The organism is Acinetobacter calcoaceticus, assembly GCF_051947995.1.
GTDB lineage: Bacteria > Pseudomonadota > Gammaproteobacteria > Pseudomonadales > Moraxellaceae > Acinetobacter.
Genome location: NZ_JBLVVH010000004.1, coordinates 114,523 through 137,070 on the forward strand (window position 1 = coordinate 114,523; position 22,548 = coordinate 137,070).

23 protein-coding genes are annotated in these 22,548 nt (G+C 41.0%); 13 read left to right on the plus strand and 10 right to left on the minus strand.

The features are described from left to right. Positions 1-34 precede the first annotated feature (34 nt). On the plus strand, positions 35-1,885 hold the full coding sequence (dsbD, locus tag ACNQO6_RS09225; RefSeq protein WP_440208782.1) for a protein-disulfide reductase DsbD: 1,851 nt from the start codon (positions 35-37) through the stop codon (positions 1,883-1,885). A 2-nt stretch (positions 1,886-1,887) separates the two neighbouring features. Continuing rightward, the gene (locus ACNQO6_RS09230; RefSeq protein WP_440208783.1) at positions 1,888-2,583 is read left to right on the plus strand and encodes a glutathione S-transferase family protein; all 696 of its coding nucleotides are present in this window, start codon (positions 1,888-1,890) and stop codon (positions 2,581-2,583) included. A 39-nt stretch (positions 2,584-2,622) separates the two neighbouring features. Here ACNQO6_RS09230 and ACNQO6_RS09235 read toward each other — a convergent pair whose 3' ends face one another. Further along, the gene (locus ACNQO6_RS09235; protein ID WP_440208784.1) at positions 2,623-3,810 is read right to left on the minus strand and encodes a GGDEF domain-containing protein; all 1,188 of its coding nucleotides are present in this window, start codon (positions 3,808-3,810) and stop codon (positions 2,623-2,625) included. A 274-nt stretch (positions 3,811-4,084) separates the two neighbouring features. Then, a complete protein-coding gene (locus tag ACNQO6_RS09240) occupies positions 4,085-4,996 on the minus strand; it encodes an alpha/beta hydrolase (RefSeq protein ID WP_005227960.1) in 912 nt (303 codons plus the stop codon). A gap of 204 nt (positions 4,997-5,200) precedes the next feature. On the opposite strand from ACNQO6_RS09240, the gene ACNQO6_RS09245 reads away from it, so the two are divergent. Next, entirely contained in the window at positions 5,201-5,638 is a 438-nt protein-coding gene (locus tag ACNQO6_RS09245; protein WP_262768711.1) for a DUF2147 domain-containing protein, read from the plus strand. 66 nt (positions 5,639-5,704) lie between these two features. Here the strand turns inward: ACNQO6_RS09245 and ACNQO6_RS09250 are convergent, their stop codons facing one another. Together ACNQO6_RS09250 and ACNQO6_RS09255 are read right to left on the minus strand one after the other, a co-directional pair. Further along, positions 5,705-6,055: an arsenate reductase gene (locus ACNQO6_RS09250; protein ID WP_440208785.1), complete on the minus strand. Its 351-nt coding sequence runs from the start codon at positions 6,053-6,055 to the stop codon at positions 5,705-5,707. Positions 6,056-6,492: 437 nt separating this feature from the next. Beyond that, positions 6,493-7,317 carry an exodeoxyribonuclease III gene (locus ACNQO6_RS09255; protein WP_440208786.1) on the minus strand — a complete coding sequence of 275 codons (825 nt, stop codon included), beginning with the start codon at positions 7,315-7,317 and terminating at the stop codon, positions 6,493-6,495. A gap of 41 nt (positions 7,318-7,358) precedes the next feature. On the opposite strand from ACNQO6_RS09255, the gene pyrE reads away from it, so the two are divergent. Then, the gene (pyrE, locus tag ACNQO6_RS09260) at positions 7,359-8,009 is read left to right on the plus strand and encodes an orotate phosphoribosyltransferase (RefSeq protein ID WP_440208787.1); all 651 of its coding nucleotides are present in this window, start codon (positions 7,359-7,361) and stop codon (positions 8,007-8,009) included. Positions 8,010-8,083: 74 nt separating this feature from the next. Here the strand turns inward: pyrE and ddlA are convergent, their stop codons facing one another. Then, entirely contained in the window at positions 8,084-9,193 is a 1,110-nt protein-coding gene (gene ddlA / locus ACNQO6_RS09265; RefSeq protein WP_440208788.1) for a D-alanine--D-alanine ligase, read from the minus strand. A gap of 322 nt (positions 9,194-9,515) precedes the next feature. Here ddlA and ACNQO6_RS09270 point away from each other — a divergent pair, with 322 nt between their 5' ends. The 3 genes from ACNQO6_RS09270 to ACNQO6_RS09280 all read left to right on the plus strand — a co-directional run bounded on the left by ACNQO6_RS09270 (position 9,516) and on the right by ACNQO6_RS09280 (position 12,752). Further along, a complete protein-coding gene (locus tag ACNQO6_RS09270; RefSeq protein ID WP_440208789.1) occupies positions 9,516-10,355 on the plus strand; it encodes a GNAT family N-acetyltransferase in 840 nt (279 codons plus the stop codon). Between the two features lie 655 nt (positions 10,356-11,010). Then, entirely contained in the window at positions 11,011-11,442 is a 432-nt protein-coding gene (locus tag ACNQO6_RS09275; protein ID WP_343581530.1) for a hypothetical protein, read from the plus strand. 2 nt (positions 11,443-11,444) lie between these two features. Beyond that, positions 11,445-12,752 (plus strand): PQQ-dependent sugar dehydrogenase, encoded by a 1,308-nt coding sequence (locus ACNQO6_RS09280; RefSeq protein WP_440208790.1) that lies wholly within the window; start codon positions 11,445-11,447, stop codon positions 12,750-12,752. Positions 12,753-13,171: 419 nt separating this feature from the next. Here ACNQO6_RS09280 and ACNQO6_RS09285 read toward each other — a convergent pair whose 3' ends face one another. From ACNQO6_RS09285 to ACNQO6_RS09295, 3 genes are read right to left on the minus strand one after another with little or no spacing between them, the layout of a single operon-like run. Then, a complete protein-coding gene (locus ACNQO6_RS09285; protein WP_440208791.1) occupies positions 13,172-14,824 on the minus strand; it encodes a tetratricopeptide repeat protein in 1,653 nt (550 codons plus the stop codon). A 20-nt stretch (positions 14,825-14,844) separates the two neighbouring features. Continuing rightward, positions 14,845-15,261 carry a divergent PAP2 family protein gene (locus ACNQO6_RS09290; RefSeq protein ID WP_343581526.1) on the minus strand — a complete coding sequence of 139 codons (417 nt, stop codon included), beginning with the start codon at positions 15,259-15,261 and terminating at the stop codon, positions 14,845-14,847. A 19-nt stretch (positions 15,262-15,280) separates the two neighbouring features. Beyond that, positions 15,281-16,159 carry a decaprenyl-phosphate phosphoribosyltransferase gene (locus ACNQO6_RS09295; protein ID WP_343581525.1) on the minus strand — a complete coding sequence of 293 codons (879 nt, stop codon included), beginning with the start codon at positions 16,157-16,159 and terminating at the stop codon, positions 15,281-15,283. 29 nt (positions 16,160-16,188) lie between these two features. Here ACNQO6_RS09295 and ACNQO6_RS09300 point away from each other — a divergent pair, with 29 nt between their 5' ends. The 3 genes from ACNQO6_RS09300 to ACNQO6_RS09310 are packed head-to-tail and all read left to right on the plus strand — an operon-like array spanning position 16,189 to position 18,660. Then, on the plus strand, positions 16,189-16,602 hold the full coding sequence (locus ACNQO6_RS09300; protein WP_440208792.1) for a GtrA family protein: 414 nt from the start codon (positions 16,189-16,191) through the stop codon (positions 16,600-16,602). Beyond that, positions 16,603-17,904 (plus strand): FAD-binding oxidoreductase, encoded by a 1,302-nt coding sequence (locus tag ACNQO6_RS09305; RefSeq protein WP_343579793.1) that lies wholly within the window; start codon positions 16,603-16,605, stop codon positions 17,902-17,904. Next, entirely contained in the window at positions 17,905-18,660 is a 756-nt protein-coding gene (locus ACNQO6_RS09310) for an SDR family NAD(P)-dependent oxidoreductase (protein WP_440208793.1), read from the plus strand. Positions 18,661-18,705: 45 nt separating this feature from the next. Here ACNQO6_RS09310 and ACNQO6_RS09315 read toward each other — a convergent pair whose 3' ends face one another. Together ACNQO6_RS09315 and ACNQO6_RS09320 are read right to left on the minus strand one after the other, a co-directional pair. Beyond that, a complete protein-coding gene (locus ACNQO6_RS09315; protein WP_440208794.1) occupies positions 18,706-18,927 on the minus strand; it encodes a DUF3565 domain-containing protein in 222 nt (73 codons plus the stop codon). Beyond that, complete coding sequence (locus ACNQO6_RS09320) at positions 18,928-19,380, minus strand: MarR family winged helix-turn-helix transcriptional regulator (RefSeq protein WP_440208795.1); 453 nt, start codon at positions 19,378-19,380, stop codon at positions 18,928-18,930. A 179-nt stretch (positions 19,381-19,559) separates the two neighbouring features. Between ACNQO6_RS09320 and ACNQO6_RS09325 the strand changes: the two genes are divergently transcribed. The 3 genes from ACNQO6_RS09325 to murG all read left to right on the plus strand — a co-directional run bounded on the left by ACNQO6_RS09325 (position 19,560) and on the right by murG (position 22,538). After that, complete coding sequence (locus ACNQO6_RS09325; RefSeq protein ID WP_343579785.1) at positions 19,560-20,042, plus strand: glutathione peroxidase; 483 nt, start codon at positions 19,560-19,562, stop codon at positions 20,040-20,042. Between the two features lie 227 nt (positions 20,043-20,269). Then, a complete protein-coding gene (gshB, locus tag ACNQO6_RS09330; protein WP_343579783.1) occupies positions 20,270-21,214 on the plus strand; it encodes a glutathione synthase in 945 nt (314 codons plus the stop codon). A gap of 226 nt (positions 21,215-21,440) precedes the next feature. Beyond that, positions 21,441-22,538: an undecaprenyldiphospho-muramoylpentapeptide beta-N-acetylglucosaminyltransferase gene (gene murG / locus ACNQO6_RS09335; RefSeq protein WP_440208796.1), complete on the plus strand. Its 1,098-nt coding sequence runs from the start codon at positions 21,441-21,443 to the stop codon at positions 22,536-22,538. The last annotated feature ends 10 nt before the right edge of the window (positions 22,539-22,548 follow it).

Consider the following 22,548-nt stretch of genomic DNA (forward strand, 5'->3'; position numbering starts at 1 on the left):
AGGGAGAATCGGGAGAAAAAATAGTGAGATGAGAATGAAAATGTCTGTTCAAGGTGGAGAAGGTTTTGCGCTGATGCGTTATTTTCTGGGGACGTTATTGTTGTTATGTGGGTCATTGACCTATGCCCAAGAAAATTCATCGTCGCCCTTACTCAGTCCTGAACAGGCATTTGCATTTACGGTTGAATCGACGCAAGCGAATCAGGCGCGGTTACACTGGTCGATTCAGCCCAATTACTATCTATATCAGCATAAATTTGAAGTAAAGCAGGGCAATCAACCTGTTGCCTTGAATTTGCCCAAAGCGGTTGAGCAATATGATGAAAACTATGGTCATAGCCAGGTTTATTATCAACAAGCTGAATTCAGTATCCCGACTCAGGCATCACAACATTACCGCGTCACTTGGCAGGGGTGTGCCAAAGACCGTATTTGCTATCCACCACAAAATATTGAGTTTCAAACCGATGCGGATGGCTTGGTCAGTGCCCAGAATGTCAGCTCCAATACGCAAAAAAGCTTTCTGGATGTGGCCCGTTCATCCAGCACATTCAATGCGCAACAGCCTGCAAGTGATGAAGTACAGGCTGAAACAGCTGCAGAATCACCCTCACAAGGTAACTCGGGTGTGATGGCCCAAGACCAGAAATGGTCAAGCGCACTGGAACAGCATTCCCTGGCTTATAGCATCTTATTGTTCTTGGGCCTAGGCATTCTGTTGGCTTTTACACCGTGCTCTCTACCGATGCTACCGATTCTGACCTCCTTGATTGTACGTGACAACAAAGGTGTGAAAGCATGGTCAATTGCGCTGACCTTTGTGGTTAGTATGGCGCTGGTCTACGCGGTACTTGGTTTAATTGCTTCCGCAGCAGGTTTGAATTTTCAGCGCTGGTTACAGCAACCCGCCACATTGATTGCATTTAGTCTGTTATTTGTGGTGTTCGCCCTGAATCTGTTTGGCCTGTTCGAGTTGAAATTGCCACAGCGTTGGGTCAATCGACTCGATCAGATGCAATCCAATCAAAAAGGCGGTACCTTGGTGGGCGCCAGTGTTATGGGCATGATTTCAGCCTTGCTGGTTGGGCCATGCATGACTGCACCGCTGGCCGGGGTATTACTGTTTATCTCGCAAACGCAGAGCCAATGGCAGGGTGCATTATTACTGTTTACTCTAGGCTTTGGTATGGGCATTCCATTGTTACTTGCCAGTGTTTTGGGGGCTAAAGCTTTACCAAAAGCCGGCGACTGGATGAACCAGATCAAGGTGATCTTTGCCTTCTTGATGCTGGCCCTGAGTATTTATTTCATTCGTCCTTTATTGCCGGAACTTGCTATTCAAATCCTGAGTTTAATTCTTGGTCTGGCATTTATTATCTATGCGGTTTATCGCCTGTTTGGGCAGAAATCCAAGCTGCAATGGCTGTATGCGGTCTTGCTGATTGTCGTGATTCCCGGCTTGGCTTTTAATCAATACCAGCACATCCAAAGCCTGAGTTCAGTTCAGGCAGACAAGCTGGCTGAATGGCATGTGGCACACACTGCGGACGAGTTTCAGCAGATTCTCGCCGATGCACCGAAAGATCGCGGCATTGTGATTGATGTCTATGCAGACTGGTGTGTGGCTTGTCAGCCAATTGAGCATCGTATTTTAAAAGATGCCGAGGTGCAGCAGGCATTAGCAGGTTATTATTTAATTAAACTGGATTTAAGCCATTATGATGCGTCGCATCAGGCACTTTTAGCACAGTGGGATATTTTAGGTCCACCAACCTATTTATTCCTCGATCACCAACAACAAGAAGTTCGCTCGCTACGTTTAACGGGTGCATTCCAGAAAGCCGAGCTATTACAACAACTGGCCTTATTTAAAGGAAAAGAATAACAATGTACCAACTCTTTATTGGCAATAAAAACTATTCAAGCTGGTCCATGCGTCCGTGGATCTTATTGAAACAGGCAGGCATACCATTTCAGGAGCAGCTGATCCGGTTTGATAGCTTTGAAGCAGATAGCCAGTTTAAAACAGAAATTCTGAAACTGAATCCAACCGGGAAAGTGCCTGCACTTGTGGATGGAGGACTGGTGGTTTGGGATACGCTGGCCATTTGTGAATATCTGGCAGAACAACATCCTGAATATGCCTTATGGCCACAAGATAAAAGCTTGCGTGCCAGAGCGCGGTGTATCAGTGCCGAGATGCATAGTAGCTTTCAGGGATTACGCAATCTTTGTCCCATGAATGTCGAAGCAGACTTGACACATATTGGTCAGCAGCTCTGGTCTGAGCATGCGCAGTTGCGTGCTGATGTGGCCCGTATTGAACAGATCTGGTCACAACGTCCAGATGACGACAGTTTTTTGTGTGGCGAATTCAGTATTGCAGATGCATTTTACGCGCCGGTGGTGATGCGTTTTGACTGTTATCAACTCCCCGTTTCGGCTTCTAGCCAAAGCTATATGCAGAAAATACTGGCTTTACCTTCAGTACAACAATGGATTGCTGAAGCCAAGCAAGAACAGCAGTTTGTGCCTTTTGATGAGCCTTATCGTCAACAGCGGGAAGAATTTTTAAAAGTCTGATTGGGCCTCAAGTGAAGGCAAGTCAAGGCCTTCACTTTGCTAACGGGTGATCAGGTCAGTAAAGATTCTGACCTGATTACGTCCCGCCGCTTTCACCTCATACAGGGCCTGATCTGCCTGACTAATAATCAGGTGCGGCTCATCTGCACTAAGCGAACTGCTAATACCGAAGCTGGCACTGATACTGAACTCTTGCTTATGTTCGGTAATAAAACGTAATTGAGATATCGCCTGCCGACAGCGCTCTGCCACCTTTTGTGCTTGGGCGGTATGGGTATTGGGCAGCAATAAAATAAACTCCTCCCCGCCAAAGCGGCCAATCATATCCTGCTCTCTAAGATGGGTGGTCAGACACTGTGCCACCTGAATCAGCACCTGATCACCCATGCTATGTCCAAAATGATCATTAATATTTTTAAAATGATCTAAATCGAGCAGCACAATCGAATATTGCTGCTCTGGTTGCTGGTGTAATCTGTCCAGATAACTGCCAATACTGCGCCGGTTCAGGACATTGGTGAGGGGATCGAGACGGCTCAACATCTGGATGGTCATTTCGCGAGTCCGCCATTGAGTCAGTAAAATTTCAAATAGAAATAAACAGGCCAGCAAGATCGGAACCAGAAAAAACAGCATACTGCCGACCCAGAAGGGATGCATGGCCACCTGATTCAGATGTTGCATGTTAAATAATGGCGCGTAGCTAAGGATCCCGACCATGCTGAGATAATTGCAAAAGAACAAAGCCAGCGTGGCAGGAATGAGAGCGCAATACACCATACGGCGGTCAAACAGCACCAGACCGACACCCACGACACTGACATAGCCCACCATGGTGGCAGGGCTAAAGCTACCGACCAGATAGCTGTTATGGCACAGCATAGCAGTAAAGACCTGCACACTGAGGATCGGGAGGACTTCCTGTGCCCAGTGTTGTTCCCTGAACACATGGCAGGGAATAATCAACAGGATCAAAACCACCAGCATAATCAGGCTGGTCCATAATTGTGAACGGACCAGCTTGAGATGGACCCATTCCGAATAAACCGGATTTATGAGTACGAAAATATCCCAGCTGATCCAGAACAGGTTCATTAATGCAGCAAGTATAAGTAATAAAATGCTTTTTTTAAGCATGGTCCAATTGACGACAATATGATGTTCCCAAGAAAGCCGAAAGCCCCATCGTTTTGCGTCAGTTGACCTATTAAAATGAATCTTCACCATTGGCATGCATCCTTTTATGCAATGAGATTCCTAGGAACTGTGTATCCGTCATCAAAATACGGAGGAACGCTTATTCAAATAACAATAGCATCTTTAGAATGAGAAAAAAGTCTGCATCTGGCAAATTTAGTGCAAATCAGGACGGGAAAAATATTTTGAAAAATAAGCTGTTATCAGAATATTCAATGATTTTTATTTGTTGATGACCAAACTGAATCAAGAGTGACAATGGTCAGCCTAAGCTGACCATTTTTTACACAGATTTTGAGGGGGCTTAGTCGCGATCTAAGGCATGTGCGAATTCAGCAAGATCGGCCAAGGCTTGTTTAGCTTCAGGGAACCAGGCATTAAACATCTGGAAGTTATGCCACATGCCGGTATACAGTTTAAAGTTCACTTCGACATCGGCTTTTTCAGCTTTTTCTCTAAAGCGTTTTGAATCATCCAGCAGAATTTCTTTTGAACCGACTTGAACGAGTGTTGGTGGTAAGCCGGTCAGATCATCAAATAATGGTGAAACGCGTGGATCATCTGCCTGAATGCCCTCTTTCAGATAATGGTTGATACCTGCCTGTAAAGCCTCAATCGAGAGCAAGGCATCATGTTTCTGGTTGAAGCGAAGTGATTCACTGGTCAAGGTTAAATCCAGATAAGGCGACATCAGAATCAGACCGCTTGGCATCAGTTCTGGTTGCTGTTTCAAACGCAAACACAAGGCCAAGGCGAGGTTGGCACCACAAGAGTCCCCCGAGATAATAATATCTTTAGGTTTAATCCCTTGTACCAGCAAGGCCTGATAGACATCAAAAATCGCATCAATCGCTTCAGGAAAAGGATGTTCCGGTGCCAGCGGGTAATCAACATGAATCACCTGCATTTGCGTACGTGCTGCAATATCGGTCATCAATGCACGGTGAGTATTGAGACTCCCTAAGAAAAAGGCACCGCCGTGAATATGTAAAATCAGTTGTGTTGCCGCAGCTTGAGCTTTGATCTCCTCACCACGAACACCCGCTAAGCGCAACGGTCGAATTTGTACTGTTGGATTGTGTGGAAATAGGCGACAGAGTTGATCCAGCAATGGCCGTAAGGCATTGGGGGCCAGATTAAATTGGCTCGGTGTCCGAATCGTGGCTTTAAGTAAAGATTCAGTAAAATAATATTTCCAAACAGTAGCAAATTTCATAATTTTTCCATATTGTTAGAGGGGTATACCAATAAGAAAGTTCTTAAATATAAGTAGTGCCTAGACCTCATGATAAAAACTGAAAAATTGTGCGCTATGTCACTCTTACGCAGGTTATACCAAATAGTCATAATCAAGAATTGCAATATTGATTGAACTTCTCAATACTTTCAGTTTGAAAGACCCCTTAAGGATATTACAAAAATGAAGAAAATTGCTCTAGCATTTGGATTGCTCGGTTTAACAACTTTTGCCAATGCAGCGGATGCGCTGAATGGCAGTGTTTGGCAAACCATTGATGATGAAACGAAACAGCCGAAGGCGATTGTGAAGTTTACTGAGCAAAAGGATGGAACCCTCACCGCATCTATTCAAAAATATTTAGTGGCAGGTCAGGAAAATGCATGCTCTAAGTGTGAAGGACCTTATCACAACAAACCGCTGAAAGGCGTGACCATCGTACATGGCCTGAAAAATGTTGGTGGTACCAGCTATGATGAAGGTTCGATCATCGATCCTAAAAATGGCAAAACCTATAAGTTAAAAGCTGAAATTCTCGAAGGCGGTAAAAAGCTGAAATTACGTGGCTATATTGGCGTTGCAGCTTTAGGTCGTAACCAGACCTGGATTCGTACCAACTAAGCCAGATTTAAATCACAGAAAACCGAGTCATCAGACTCGGTTTTTTATCGCTGCGATTTATTGGTTTTAAGCGGATAAATCCTGATAGGTTGCTTCATCGAAACCAATCACAAAGCCGTTAGGAGTTTGTAGTACAGGACGCTTAATCAGGCTGGGCTGGGCCATCAGTGTTTCAATCAGGTTATGTTCATTGCTGGTTGCGTATGTTTGCTCGTCAGCAGTTAATTTGCGCCATGTGGTCCCTTTTTTATTCAGGACTTTATCTGCGCCAATTTCTTTCAGCCAGATTGCTAAAGTATCGGCATCAATGCCTTGTTTCTTGTAATCATGGAACTCGTAATTGATGCCTTTTGCCTGTAATGCATCAAAGGCTTTTTTCATCGAATTACAATTTTTAATGCCATAAATTTTAAACATGAGAAAAAACCCTAGAAAGAGTGAAAAATATGGATGAAAGCCTAACGTAAAAAGCAGCCGATGCGCCAGTTGAAATTTTTTATTAAGTTTATCGGTAGAGCGGTTCAATCGTGATGCAATGATCAAAATTCACATGTTTTTTGAGCAAAATGGCGAATGACAAAATAAACAGAAAATATCTAATATCAAAAAAGAGAAAACCCGCATTTAATCTTCCTGATTATGCGGGTCTCATTTCAACGTCCAATGTCTCATCCATGCAAATAAACTTGAACCAAGTTTATTTTATCTTCCTACGGCGTCCTATCCCTTTCTGGTCATCCTGACCGCTTCCCTGTGCCGTGAAGCTATAATGCCGTTCTAGCTGGTAAATAAAAATACACAAAAGCGACAAGTTATGTAAGCTAAAGAAGCGGGTTAAGTGAACATGTGTTCACTTATTCGTGTATTTTATAGTCGATAATCACGGGTGCATGATCGCTAAACCATTGTTCTTTATAGACCCATGCATTCGCAGTACGTGCTTTCCAGTCTGGAGAGCAGGCGTGATAGTCAATCCGCCACCCGACATTTTTCGCACGGGCCTGACCGCGATTTGACCACCATGAATACAACTCTGCTTCAGGTCGTACCTCACGGAAGGTGTCCACATAACCCAGCTCATCATAGATATGATCGAGCCAGGCACGTTCATGCGGCAATACCCCAGATGACTTCTGGTTCCCTGACCAGTTTTTAATATCGATGCGTTTATGCACGATATTGTAATCCCCACACACGATGATGGATTTATTCTCGTCGCGCCATTGTTTGAGTACTTGCGCGTATTCTTTTAAGAACACGTCTTTGCGTGCCTGTGCTTCATCACCGCTTGATCCTGATGGCAAGTATAAAGAAGCAATATGAACGGTTTGTGACAGGCCTAAATCAAATTCAGCGGAAATAAAACGGCCTTGGGTATCGGCCAGTTCAAAACCCAAGCCATCGGTCACCGAGACGAAAGGCAGTCGGCTATAGATTGCTGTACCCGCATAACCTGCGCGTTCAGCAGGGAATAAGTGGGTGTACCATCCTTCAGGTTTAAATTTATCGGTCCATTGCTCATGGGTAATGCGGCTTTCCTGCATACACACCACATCTGCACCAGACTGTTCTAACCATTCGAGCAGGCCTTTGGTGACAGAAGCACGCAAGCCATTTACGTTAATTGAAACGACTCGAAGAATTTTTACATCACTTGGATAGCTATCCTTTGGTATCATACGTCTGTTTAACCTCAATTGAAGAATTTGGAGCACCTTATATGACAACGCCTGTGTCATTTCATCCGCAAGCTTTTATCGAACTCGCATTATCACGTGGAGTGCTTAAATTTGGTGAGTTTACCTTAAAATCAGGCCGTGTCAGCCCTTATTTCTTTAACGCAGGTTTGCTCAATGATGGTGAAGCACTGTCTTTGTTAGCGCAAGGCTATGCCGACAAACTGGTGCAGTGTGACAATGTTGATGTGATTTTTGGTCCAGCCTATAAGGGAATTCCTTTTGTGGCAGCTACCGCTGTGGCTTTATCACAGGTTCATGGCAAAAGTGTGCCATGGGGCTTTAACCGTAAAGAAGCCAAAGATCATGGTGAAGGTGGCGTGTTGGTCGGTGCCTCAGTTGCGGGTCAAAAAGTCTGGATCATTGATGATGTGATTACGGCTGGTACTGCGATTCGTGAAGTTGTGACCATTTTGAAAAATGCCGGTGCTGAAATTGCGGGTGTATTGGTTGCGCTCGATCGCCAGGAACGCGGTCAAGGTGAGCTTTCTGCGATTCAGGAAGTGCAAAAAGAACTCGAAATCCCGGTGCATGCCTTAATTACCATGAAGGACTTGATGGATTATCTGGATGCCAAAGGTGAAAAAGACGCTTTGGCGAATATGCAGGCTTATCGTGAAAAATATGGCATCTAGGTTTTAGTTGTAAAAGAAAAGGAAGCGAAGGCTTCCTTTTTTTTTATGACTGGGTGTGAGGTGGGAAAATACAATTAATCTATTGGGGTTAAAGAAACAGTGTTTTGTAGTTGTGCGCTATTTTCATGATGTTCAATCGCTAATTCTATTAAACGGGTAATCAGCCCAGAATAATTTAACCCGCTCGCTTCCCATAGCTTTGGAAACATACTGATATTGGTAAAGCCAGGTAAAGTATTTATTTCATTGATAAATATCTCTCCATTTTTTGTTAAAAAAACATCAACCCTTGCCAGTCCTGTACACTCTAAAACTTCATAAGCTTTAATTGATATCTCTCTAATTTTTTCGCTAATTGCATCTGGTATGTTTGCGGGGATGGTTACTGTTGCCCCTTTGTCATTAATATATTTTGTGTCGTAAGAATAGAAGCTATCTTCCAACTCAATTTCTCCACAAACGCTTGCTAAAGGCTCGTCATTACCGATAACGGCACATTCTATTTCCCTGCCATCAATCCCTTGTTCTATCAATATTTTATTATCGTAATTGAATGCCGTATCTAAGGCTGCCTCAAATTCATCTCGGGAAGTGACTTTACTGACACCCACAGAAGATCCCTGATTGGCCGGTTTTACAAATAATGGACAGCCAAGCTGAGCGCTTGCCATGTCAAAATTAATTGTATTTCTCTCTTTTTTCGTTAATTTGATAAATGGTGCGATATTTAAGCCTGCATCTCTTAATAATCTTTTTGTTATATCTTTATCCATACACATCGCGGAACTGAGTACTTGAGAGCCAACGAACGGTAAATTCACCATTCTTAGTAAGCCTTGCAAAGAACCATCTTCTCCCAGTGTTCCATGAACGATAGGAAAAATGACATCCAGTTGAGATAGGGTCTTGTTTTGAAACTCTATAATCTGCTGCTCATTTTTTCCTGGAATAAATGCGATATTTCGTCCTGATTGATGAAGTGAAATCAGGGAGGGATTCTCTGAGTTTAATAGAAAATGAGTACTTTCATTGAGATGCCATATTCCATTTTTATCGATACCGATCAAGGTCACATCAAATTTTTCTTTATCTATCGCATCCACGATATTTCTTGCAGATTGTAGAGATACTTCATGTTCGGTTGATTTTCCTCCAAATATAATCCCAATATTCTTTTTCTGCATATCTATATTTCCTTGAGTATGTGTACAGTTTTTGACTTGAAAATAGAGCTTAATTTACCGCTTAACGACGTAACATTATGATGAATATTTGTGACATGTAGCGAAATTTATTTGAAGATAAAGGGAAGGGCGGTTGTAGAATAAATGGGTTACTGTTCGCTATGACACTGTTTTTCTTTATTTCTATAGCCGTTAAAGTTCAATAATATTTTGATAAAAAATTAGAAATATTTAGTTTATTCTAAAGAAACAGCCTGGCCTGAATTCAAAGATATTTTGTTCTGTTGCTCATTAATCCTAACCACAGTGAGAGAAAAGATTTGTGAAAAACAAGAGTGAGCAGATAAATCCTGATGTGAAGCTTATAAAAGGATATTTCACCTCTCCAAATGAATCCCAGCTCATTTCTGAGTGGCTTGATTCGCATTTTCATGATTCTTTGGGGATTACTGCTTTTTTGGATCACACACAAACAATTGATGCACCGTGGCAACTGTTACGATTATATGATTTAAGTGAGATAGATGCCCTTTTGGGTGTCGCCGTGGTTTTGCCAGGCGGCACTTGCTTTTGGTTGCCTCAGGAGCAGAGCTCCTCCGCTGCATTACTTTGTTCAGAGATTCTTAAACTTCAACCCCGTCGTATTATTACCACGTTGTTTGGACGAGATCTATTACATTCTAAGTTAGGGCATCAAGCGAGCATATTACGAGAGTATGATCAGTGGATTATGGTTTGTACACGCCGTTTCCCACAGGCAAATGGGCGTCTAGCAATTGCAGCAGACATTCCACGTCTTATGGAATATCAGCATCTATACAATCAAGAACGTGCGGTGGATGAAACATCGGATTGGGAGACACTGGTTCAGCAAGCTAAGCTTGCTGTTCATGAAGTCGATAGTCAAATTGTCGCTATCGTCCGATTTGGGATTGAAAGTAGCCGTTTAGTCAGTATAGGCGGAACCTATACTTTTCTTGCATATCGTCGACAAGGCTATGCCACCCGCGTACTCGAGTTTGCCGTTAATCAAATTATTAAAAGTGGGCGTATCGCATACCTGATTGTCGATAAAGATAATGACCCTGCGATACAGCTTTATGAACACATGGATTTTGAAAAAATTGGCTCATCTTATATCGGTTATTTAGTATATTCATAAAAACTAAATATCTGGTCCAACCGTGCCTAAATAGCTTTAATATAAGAAAACCTTGATTTAATACACTGAGGGCAATCACGTGCTCACCTGGGATTTTCACAGTGACTGCAATCTATGATGAGCCACGCTTAATGGCAGAGACAAGTATTTCTTTGCCATTTTCTTGTCCGTGGCTCAAGCCTTTGAACGGATCAGAATGGTTTTAACATGAATTATTTGGTTGATGTCGGCAGCAGAAATGCCTTTAAAAGGCTAGAGAAAAAGAGGGCACAACATTACAGGATCATCTTTTTTTTAACATTATGAGATGTTTTTACAATTTATTACTCGGTAATTTTATATCTGTAAAATGCTCTAAATTGTAACTTTAAATAAAAATAAACCTACGCAAATATAAAAAATGAAATATTTTTATTTTAACACGACCTATATTGTTAAATAAAAACATAAAAAATGTATATTCTCGCTGTAAAAGTATCACTACTTTATTATTTCAATCAAAAAATAAAATGATCAGGCTTGGAACCATTTTTGACAGCCACTAAATAGGCCCTTTATAGTGGGTGAAAATTATACGATCTGAGTTTTTAATAAATAATGAGATTTTTAACTCGCTATTGAACATCCATAAATAATCTAAAAGTAAGAGGTTTGAATGAAAAAAAACACTCCAAGATCAGGCATTTTGTATGCCATCTATATGTTGTTGAACCCGCTTCCCTTTGGTTTTTTTGTCGCGGGCTGGATTTTTGATATTTTCTATAATCAGAGTGCTGAAATGTTATGGGCGAAGGCTGCCGCATGGTGTATTACGTTCGGTCTGCTGATCTGTATTATTCCACGTTTTATCAACTTGTTTTATGTCTGGTTTCGTCCCGTCGTTGAGCAAAGAAAAGCTGATATTGTCGGCTTCTGGCTTTATGGTTTTGCCATTATTGCAGCGACCTTTAATGCCTTTGTGCATAGTCGTGACGCCTTTGCCATCGCACCAGCAAATCTTATCTTGTCGACCCTAACCATTGTCCTGATTGCATTGCATTATCTATATCAATCCACCCATAACCACAACAGACTGATTGGAGAATAAACGTGGAACGATCAAATACATTATTCTTTTCAGCTTTGCTGGGTATAGGTTTATTAGGATGTTCTGATGGACAGCCGCTTGACCCGCAAATGCAATATGGTCCGAACCCGGAATTACCTGAAGCAAAGAACTTTCTGGTGCCACCGATGAAAGTACCAAATGGGGTGGGCTGGAAAGCCAATCAAACCCCCGTGGTTGCTGCGGGCTTAAAGATTGAAAAGATTGCTGATCAGCTTGAGCACCCCCGTCAGCTGTATACCCTGCCGAATGGCGATATTCTGGTGGTTGAATCGAACAATCCTGGAGAAGCACCACTGACGGCACCAAAACAGGTGATTGCCAATTTTGTTAAAAAATCTTCAGGCAAAGGCGGGAAAGGCGGAAATCGGATTACCTTGCTCAGACACGAAGCTGATGGTCAATGGAAGAAATATAAGTTTCTGGAACACCTGCATTCTCCATTTGGGGTACAGCTGATTGGTAATCATCTGTATGTGGCAAATACCAATAATATTATGAAATATCACTATGAGGAGAATGCAACCCAAATTACTGATCAGGGAGAAGAACTGTCTGATTTGCCAGATACGGTTAATCATCACTGGACCAAATCATTACTGGCCAGTAAAGATGGACAGAAGCTATATGTCGGTGTGGGTTCAAACAGTAACATCACCGAAAATGGATTGGCGATTGAATATCGCCGTGCAACGGTTTTAGAAGTTGATGTCGCCACAGGATCAAGCCGTATTTTTGCCAGTGGCATTCGAAATCCAACCGGACTGCAATGGGAACCTGAAACTGGAAAATTATGGACGATTGTGAATGAACGGGATGAAATTGGTGCCAGTCTAGTGCCTGATTATTTAACGTCGGTCCAAGAAAAAGGATTTTATGGCTGGCCGTATAGTTATTATGGTCAGCATGTGGATGAGCGGGTTCGGCCACAACGTCCAGATCTGGTTGCCAAAGCGATTAAACCTGATTATGCCTTGAGTTCTCATGTTGCACCCTTGGGTTTATGGTTTGCTTCAAGTACGACCCAGCTGTCTGACCAGTTTAAAAATGGCGCATTTGTGAGTAATCATGGTAGCTGGAACAGAGATCCGCTCAATGGTTATAACGTGGTCTTTATTCCATTTAAAGAGGGTAAACCGAATGGCAAGCCTGTTAATGTGGTTCAGGGTTTCTATTCAAAAGACGAAAAAACTTTATATGGTGCGCCTGTGGGTCTTACTGAGGATAAAAGCGGTGCTTTGTTGATTGCGGATGATGTTGGCAATACGGTGTGGCGTGTTTATTCACGTTGATACAAAACTCTAGCAGCTATTCGGGAGCTCAAGTGGGTTTAAGACTTTAGATGCACTTAGCCAGCATTGCAAGCATGTATATTTCTTTAATAATGCTTGCTTTGCTGGTTAAAATAATAACATCAAATACTTCGATCAGACCTTAATGAAAGAAATGATAATCGTATTTCTTCTAAAATAAATTGAGCTGTTTTATCAATTTCATATTCACCGCCAACGGAGACAAAATTCAATACATTTACATCCATTAAGTGATTATGTAAAATTTCTCGTTATTTTTATATCCTATGCTTAATTGATTAGGGTGATTTTGGCTTTTTATATAATTAAGCCAATGATCCAGATTGTTGAATCATTGGCTTTACTCGTGTTTTTTTAGTTATTTAGTAGGTAGTAATATATTGTAGGATTTTTCTAATTTACCATTTACCATGTTCTAATTCGTGCAATGCGGGTGAGAAATTATAGGCTTTAGCTTTTTCAAACCAATATTTGGCTTTTATTTTATCTTTTTCCAATCCATTTAATCCATTAAAATAGCTAATCCCGATATTATACATAGCTGTTACTGAACCTTTCTTTGCAGATTTAAAGTAAAGTGCTAAAGCTTTAGTGGAGTTTTTTTCTACTCCAAAACCATTCGCATAAAATACGCCTAAATTATTGAGTGCTTCAGAACTAAATTCACTTGCTTCATTTAATAAAGCCATAGCTTTATTATAGTTTATTTCATTTTCGCCCCCTCTGGTATATATTATTGCTAAATTATTTTTAGCCAATGGGTTGCCTTTTTGGGCTTCCTGTTCATACCAGTTTAAAGCTAAATCAATGTTTTTATATTGGCTAGGATCGGTCTCTATCTCCCAACCTTTAATACTTCTATTTACCTCAAATAACTGATTGTTTGTATCAGATGGAAAATTAACCTTAGATAGAATTTCTATTGGCACATTCTTTGTGGAGAATCCGCCTATATTTCCTATTCCTGGGAATAAATTAACTACACCTAAAGCACCAATCATTAAGGAAACTAAGCCATAGGCCAGTATCTTATTCTTTCTTTCGGTAATATATTGACTAATTTCAAAATTATTTGCCTGTTCAGAAATAATTAAATAAAAACTTAGGATGCTTAAATTGAAAAAAGCTAATGCTATCCATCTAAAGTAGTCAAATGCAATTATAGATAGACCAATGGGTGTTAAGCAGAAAATAAAAGTATAGAAGTACTTAGTGCTGCTAAAGACCTTCTTAAAGAAACAAAGGGCAGGATAAAGATATAAAATTGAAAGAATGATATGAACATATGTCTTATTATTTATCATTGAATAATAGCTAACAATAATGTTGTCAAGATTGCTTAGTCGAGTGGTTCTAACTGCATAATAATTAAATTTTTCTAAATCTTTATATTTTTCAATAATTAAACTGGCATGATGTGCATCGATTTTCCCAAAAAACATCATGCTAAATAAAGCTAGAAATAAAAAAGAGGTTAACGATATAGTTGCTAGGTTGTTTTTAAATTTCAGGTGGAAGATTAATATTATGCTTGGAATGAAAATAATTAAAGAGGCTTCATGGATGAGCGCGGACAATACTATTGTAAGGCTGGCAAGGAAAAAAGAAGGGTAATATTTTTTTGTTTTTATAATGCAAATTACGCATAGCAACTGCATAATTTGTATTATTTGATCAAAACGTCCTAGCTCAAGTATCCATTGCGTGGTCAAAAAAGGAAGAAACATGAAAGAAGAGATGTATAGAGCTTTATTTTTATGGATGTGTAAATGATTTAATGATTTAATCGCTAAATATGAGAATAGATAAAATAAAATAAGTAAGATAATGGCTGCTATTGCTCTTATTGACCTATAGCTATAGTCAAAATTGAAAAAAGAGATAATTTCTCCAGGAAGAGCCCTTCTCATGAAGCCATAGTCATAATTAAATAACCATGAAGTATAGAGATAATCATCAATTTTTAATTTAAAGCTAAATTCTGCAGCTCTAAAAAATAGTATTACAGCTAATAAAACAAGCAAGTATAGGCTGATTTTTAATCGGCTCATAAGTGTAAACATTAACAATCCTATAACGTACTAGCAATCACATATGCAACCAGACAACCGACTAACACACCTGCCAAGATCTCAATCTTGGTGTGTCCCATACGTTCTCTTAATTGCTTGTACTCGGGTGTATCCTTAGCCAAATGATTAATCACCACTGCATGTTTACCAACAGCCTGTCTTAAACTATTTGCATCTAATAACACAATAAATGATAGGGTCAGTGCGACACCAAAAGCGGGTGTATCCAGACCTTCTTTAATCGCAATAAGCGCAGTCATACTGCTTACAATTGCACTATGATTACTCGGTAATCCACCATAGCCAATTAATCCAAAGGCCAGTTTTCTGGCCTTAATGGAATTAATAAGAAACTTTAGGCAGCCTGCAACAAGCCAGGCTAAAAATGGGGTAATCAGATAAATATAATACGTCACAAAATCATCCAAAATAAAACTAAGCTGGCAATAGTGTCCAAATACAACATGCCACCCATAACACAACAGTGATTAAAATTTGCCAGTCCTGAGCAATCACGTCAGTCGGAGACTCACCGCCTTTTAAGGTTTCCACAATAAACCAGTAACGGAATAAGCCAAACATCACAAAAGGAATCGTGATAATCAGTTGAGGCTGAACTTCCATCGTATACAAGCTATAAAAGATGATCGCGGTAACGGCAGACATACCTGCAAAACGGTCAATCAGACTGACTGAATAGTGTTCAAGGACCCCACGACCTTGAGAACCACTTTGTATCAGTTCTTGACGACGTTTAATTGAGGCAAGATAGAGTGAAATACTTAATGTGGTAATAAACATCCAGTGAGAGACGGGCACTGCAAGCGCTACAGCACCTGCATATACACGTAACACAAAACCAAAGGCCACAATAAAGATTTCAATGACAGGCTCATGCTTCAGCTTAAAGGTATAGGCCCAATTCAGTAATAAATACACTGCAATCACGTAGATGACCTTGGGTGCAATTAACCATGAGAACCCCAAAGCAATATAAATCAAAGTTAATAAAATAATTGCACTTTGAGGACTCACCTGACCCGAGGCTAAAGGCCGTTTTTTAGATTTTTCAGGATGTGCCCGATCTTTTTCTATATCCTTTAAATCATTTACGATATAGACGGCAGAAGCAGCCAAACAAAATAGAAAGGCCGCAAAGAGGACAGCGTAGATAGATCCTAAATTTAGGAATTCGCCGGCAAAAATTAAAGGTGCAAAAACAAAGGTGTTTTTGAGCCATTGTTTTGGTCTTATTAGTTTTATCAGTCCTGGGATTTCTGCTAGAAAAGACCGATTTTCTGCTATATCATACATTTTTTTTCAGCGCTATTAATTAAATATAAATGATGGACTCGATTAAGCTCGCGCTGCTTTATACAGCGTTTGCTATAGTTGCTACGTTTTGCAATATTATAGCACAAGATATTTCTAGTTATATTTATGTTGGAAATTTTTATATTTTTATTTCAATAGTCATGGGTACAGGTGTTGGCCTGGTGGTTAAATATATATTGGATAAAAAATACATTTTTAAATATAAGACACAGAATACCAAACATGATGGAAAGGTTTTTATGCTTTATACCATCATGGGGCTCTTTACTACTATTATTTTCTGGGGTTTCGAGTTCGGCTTTCATGCAGCCTTTGGAACTAAGGAAATGCGTTATGTGGGTGGAATAATCGGTCTAATGATTGGCTATATATGTAAATATTATTTAGATAAACATTTTGTGTTTCGTAAGGTTGAGGCATAAATGAAAACAGTACAGGCCTGGGGGAGGCTTTCTAATGCGGAACATCAGGTTATTCCGTTAATAACACCTTCACACGCATCCCGACAAATCAGACAAGGCACGCTTCCAGCTATTGCGCATGGCATGGGGCGGAGTTACGGCGATGTTGCATTAAATGGCAACGGCGTTTTATGGCTGACGACGGCCATGAATCATCTAATTTCGTTTGATTTAACCACTGGAATCCTACACTGCGAAGCAGGTGCAACCTTACAGGATATTCACCGTACCCTGATTCCGCAGGGTTGGATGCTACCTGTAACACCCGGTACACAAATGATTACTGTAGGCGGGGCGATTGCCAATGATGTGCATGGCAAGAACCATCATGCTTTTGGCTCTTTTGGTGATCATGTCCTATACATCAAGTTGTTGCGTACCGATGGTGAAATTATTGAGTGTTCAAAGACGGAAAGAGCAGAGTGGTTCTATGCAACTGTCGGTGGGATTGGTCTAACAGGCATTATTCTGGAAGCAAAAATACAGTTGCGTCCGGTTCAAAGTTCGTGGATAGATGCAGAAACCATTCCTTATCATAATCTGGATGAGTTTTTCGCACTTTCTGATTCATCTGAGCCAGACTGGGAATACACCGTTTCCTGGATTGATTGTATGAATGGGGCTAATGCCAAAGGGCTTTTTTCACGCGGCAATCTGGCGGGTGCTTCTACGCAAGACGAACCTGCAATTAATGATAAAACCTTTCCTATTACGCCTCCTGTCTCATTGGTCAATAAACTCAGTTTACCTGTGTTTAATTTTGCCTATTTTCACGGTAACTCACTCAAAAGTCAGCCGCAAAAGGTGCATTACGAGCCCTTCTTTTATCCATTAGATGCCATGCATGAATGGAACAAAATGTATGGTCCGAAAGGGTTCTATCAATATCAAAGTGTAGTACCGAAACAGATCGGTAAAGAAGTGACTCAAGAGATGTTAAATGCCATTAAGAAATCAGGTGAAGGTTCATTTCTGGCTGTGTTAAAAACATTTGGTGACCGTGAGTCAGGAGGCTTGCTGAGCTTCCCAAAATCTGGGGTGACTTTGGCGCTAGATTTTCCGAATCGTGGAGAAAAAACCTTAAAACTGTTAAATGAGCTGGATCATATTGTAGCGCAAGCACAAGGTCGCCTTTATTTGGCGAAAGATGCGCGTATGCCTCGATCACTTTTTGAAGCGGGTTATCCGCAGTTGAATGAATTTTTAAAATATCGGGATCCCGGCATCAGTTCGGAAATGTCTCGTCGTCTATTAGGGGCTTAAATGTCAAATCAACCCAAAATCTTAATTGTAGGCGGGACGTCCGCTATTGCTGAACATTGTGCCAGACTCTGGCTTAAACAGCAGCCGTGTGAAGTGATTTTATTAGGTCGGGATCAGGATAAATTACAGCGTGTGGTAAATGATCTTAAAGTCCGTACCCCACAAGCTAATATTCAATTTCAGACCGTTGATTTTTTAAATGCGACAGCGATTCAGGACTGCATTGATACCATCAATCAACAGGGCAAAATTGATATTGCCTTGATTGCGCATGGTAATTTACCTGATCAAGAGCAATGTCAAAATGATCTGTTGCAATGTCAGCAGGCGATTGAGGTCAATGCACTTTCCCCGGTCCTGTTTACTGAAATTATTGCTAAACATATGATTGAGCAGAATCACGGTAAACTGGCTGTGATTGGTTCGGTAGCAGGGGATCGTGGACGTAAATCAAATTATGTCTATGGTGCATCGAAAGCACTTATTGATAAATATCTGCAAGGATTACAACACCGCCTCGCTTTAATCGGTTCTTCTGTTACGGCCACTTTGATTAAACCAGGTCCGACAGCAACACCAATGACAGCGGGAATGTCGGGTAAAGGCAAGCTTGCCTCACCTGAACAAGTCGCTGCTGATATTGTGCAAGGCATTGATCAGAGTAAGCTAACCGTCTATACGCCAGGTAAATGGGCGATTATTATGTTGATTATCCGTAATTTACCTTTCTTCTTATTTAGAAAAATGGATATCTAAACTAGAAAGATAATTAAAAAGCTCAATGCTGTATTGGGCTTTTGTTTAACTATATTGTCTTAAAAAAAATACACTGCAATTTTTCTCCTCACACTTCTTACATTCCAGCATCATCCCTAATTTCTCATGGCGCCCTTGTTCGGTTAACACCCAAGGGCGATTTTGCCACGGTGGATCATGACGCATATGTTGCCCATGCCCACAGGCGAGATCAGCAACCCAATGTCCTTCTTCGTCGAGATGAAAACCCACAATCGCTTGCTGCATTTAATTGTCCAGACTCTCGAGTTTAGATTGTTCCAAACCTTTTAAAAAACGATGACAAAGATTATGGATTGCCAGCAGGTCATTCTGCTCCATGCCTAAAGCGCAGGCGAGTTTAAACGGAATCGCGGTAATTTCATCTTTTGAAGCGAGTGCTTTTTCTAGCAACACCACTTTTTTCATCCGCTCATCTTCTTTGACTGCTACACGTTTTAGAAATTGTTTTTCTTCAAGTTTTTTAATGATCGGGGTTAAGGTGCCTGAATCGAAAAATGTCTTTTGTCCAATCTCTGACAACATGACATTGTCTTGTTCGTACAGAGCCAGCAATACAATAAATTGCGGATAGGTCAGGTCATATTCCTGCAGTAAAGGCCGATACTGCCGAATCATGGCATTGGTCGCGGAATACATGGCAAAACATACCTGATTATCCAAAAATGAAACTTCAGCCATGATGATTTTTCCTCGACTCGTTTATTGAAGATTCAGTATAAATTGGATGATGCAAAAAGTATATTGCGTATAATTATCTTGTGTACAAGATAATTGTGTGCAATATTAAATAACCAAGCTGACTTGTTAAGCAGAATATTTTTGAGTACATCCCTAAATGGGTAGAGGAGCGCATAGCGATGAGTAAGATTTATGATTTTCAGGCAGAACTGTTAGAAGGCGAAAAAAAGAACCTCGCTGATTATCAAGGTAAAGTGTTATTGGTGGTGAATACGGCGAGCCAGTGTGGTCTAACGCCACAATTTGAAGGTCTGGAAAAGTTATATCAGGATTATCAACAGCAAGGACTGGTGATTCTTGGTTTTCCCTGTAACCAGTTTGCCAACCAAGATCCATCGAGCAACGAAGAAATCGGTAGCTTCTGTCAGCGTAATTATGGCGTATCTTTCCCGATGTTTGCCAAGATTGATGTAAATGGCCCAACCGCACATCCCTTGTATCAATATTTAACTTCTGAAGCCAAGGGCATTTTGGGTAGTGAAAGTATTAAATGGAATTTCACCAAATTCCTGATTAATCAAAATGGTGAGGTGGTAAAACGCTATTCGCCGATTACCAAACCTGAAAAAATTGCCAAAGATATTCAACGACTTCTTGGATAAAGCAGTTTTAAAAATAAGGAGAGTGGAAATGACTGGTTTATAAGTTGAGTCAACTGGTGTTTCCTTATCCTTAACAAATGAAATGATAAAGCTGAATATTTTTAATATGTTGTAATTAATTGAACAAAATAGATTTTTTAATCTTTAAGATTTATACAACTTGTTTCACGATTGCCTGCAAACTTCGTTATACTTTTTGCCAAGATTAAAAATACGAGCGTCAGATTATGCGTGTACTGGTAGTGATGGACCCGATTGAAACCGTGAATCTCAAAAAAGATTCCACCATGGCGATGTTATGGGCAGCCAGCCGTCGTGGTCATGAACTGGGTTATGCATTGCAGCACGATTTATATATCGATCAAGGTAAAGCTTTTGGTCTGATCTCTCCTTTAAAAGTATTTGAAGATTACAATCATTATTACGAGTTGACTGAGAAGCGCAAAGAGTCGCTGGCCGATTACGATGTGATATTGATGCGTAAAGACCCGCCGTTTGACATGAACTTTGTCTATACCACCTATATTCTGGAACAGGCAGAACGTGAAGGTGCGTGGATTATCAATAAACCGCAATCGCTACGTGACTGTAATGAAAAGCTCTTTGCCACCCAGTTCCCGGAACTGCAAGTCCCGACCTTAGTGACGTCTCAACAAAGCCTGATTCGTGAATTTATCAAAGAACATGGTGATGTGATTGTGAAACCGCTGGATGGTATGGGCGGCATGGGGATTTTCCGTTTGTATCAAGATGGGGTGAATATCGGTTCAACGCTGGAAATGCTCACGGAAATGGGGACACGTCCGATCATGGCCCAGCGTTATATTCCTGAGATTGTAGAAGGGGATAAGCGTATCTTGATGGTCAATGGCGAACCAGTTCCCTATTGTCTGGCACGTATTCCGCAAAATGGCGAAGTACGCGGTAACCTGGCAGCAGGTGGTTTAGGACAGGCTCGTCCACTGACTGAAAATGATAAATTGATTGCAGCAAAAGTCGGTCCCTTCCTGCGTGAGAAAGGCTTGGTTTTCGTTGGTCTGGATGTGATTGGTAATTACGTGACTGAAATTAATGTGACTAGTCCAACCTGTATCCGTGAGATTGATGCACAATTTGGGACATCGATTGCGGATGATTTATTTGCCGTCCTCGAAGCTGGGCTTAAAAATTAAATAATTCTTATTTTTTGACCAAACTGCCCGTTTGTATTGACCCGAATTTTGGATGCAAATGGGCTTTTAGATATCGGCAGTCTCTTGTTTTTAACAAACAATCGAAAAAAGCTCAGCTTTCTGTTGTAAACAAGTGAAATTCGCTTTTCGTGAATGAAGCTTTAGGATTAAAATAACGCTCGAAAACAATAGACGATAACCTTTTTTTGAGTTGAAGAATTAAACCGTGACCAATTCACCACAGAACAAACCCAAACATGTCATGATGATGGCCGCTGGTACAGGTGGACATGTTTTTCCTGCGCTTGCTGTTGCCAAACAACTGCAACAAGAGGGCTGTCAGGTCTCTTGGTTGGCGACCCCGATAGGAATGGAAAACCGGTTACTCAAAGATCAAAATATTCCGATTTATCAGATTGATATTCAAGGTGTACGCGGTAATGGCCTGATCCGTAAACTCAGTGCACCGTTTAAAATTTTAAAAGCAACCTTAAGCGCCATGCGCTACATGAAGCAGTTGAAAATTGATGCTGTTGCTGGTTTCGGCGGTTATGTTGCCGGGCCGGGGGGCTTGGCTGCACGTTTGCTGGGTATTCCTGTGTTGATCCATGAACAGAATGCGATTGCAGGCTTTACCAATACCCAACTGGCGCGTATTGCGAAAACCGTATGTCAGGCTTTTCCAGATACTTTTCCAAGTAGTGATAAAGTGGTGACCACAGGCAATCCAGTGCGTGCCGAAATCACTGCGATTTTGAATCCATCATGGCGTTACCAAACCCGTGAACAGCAACAATTGCCACTGAATATTTTAATTGTGGGCGGTTCATTGGGGGCGCAAGCGTTAAATGAGCGTTTGCCAGAAGCATTAAAAAAGGTCAGTGTACCGCTGAATGTATTTCATCAATGTGGTCAAAATAAGCAGGATGCGACGCGTGCCCTCTATCAAGGTGCAGCTGAGCATTTAAGGGTTCAGGTTGAGCCGTTTATTCATGATATGGCCAAAGCCTATAGCGAGGCTGATTTAATTATTTGTCGTGCCGGTGCTTTAACGGTAACTGAAGTCGCAACCGCAGGTCTGGCAGCGGTTTTTGTTCCTTTACCGATTGCGGTGGATGATCACCAAACTGCAAATGCCAAATTTTTGGCGAATGCAGGCGCTGCAAAGATTTGCCAGCAAACAGAAATGACCCCTGCTGTTTTGGATGAGTTATTTGCCAGCTTGCTCAATCGCCAGCTCCTCTCTGAAATGGCGATTAAAGCACGTCAACAAGCACAACCGGATGCGACGCAGCATGTGGTTGATCTGATTAAAAAATTGTAATTCGAGTTTA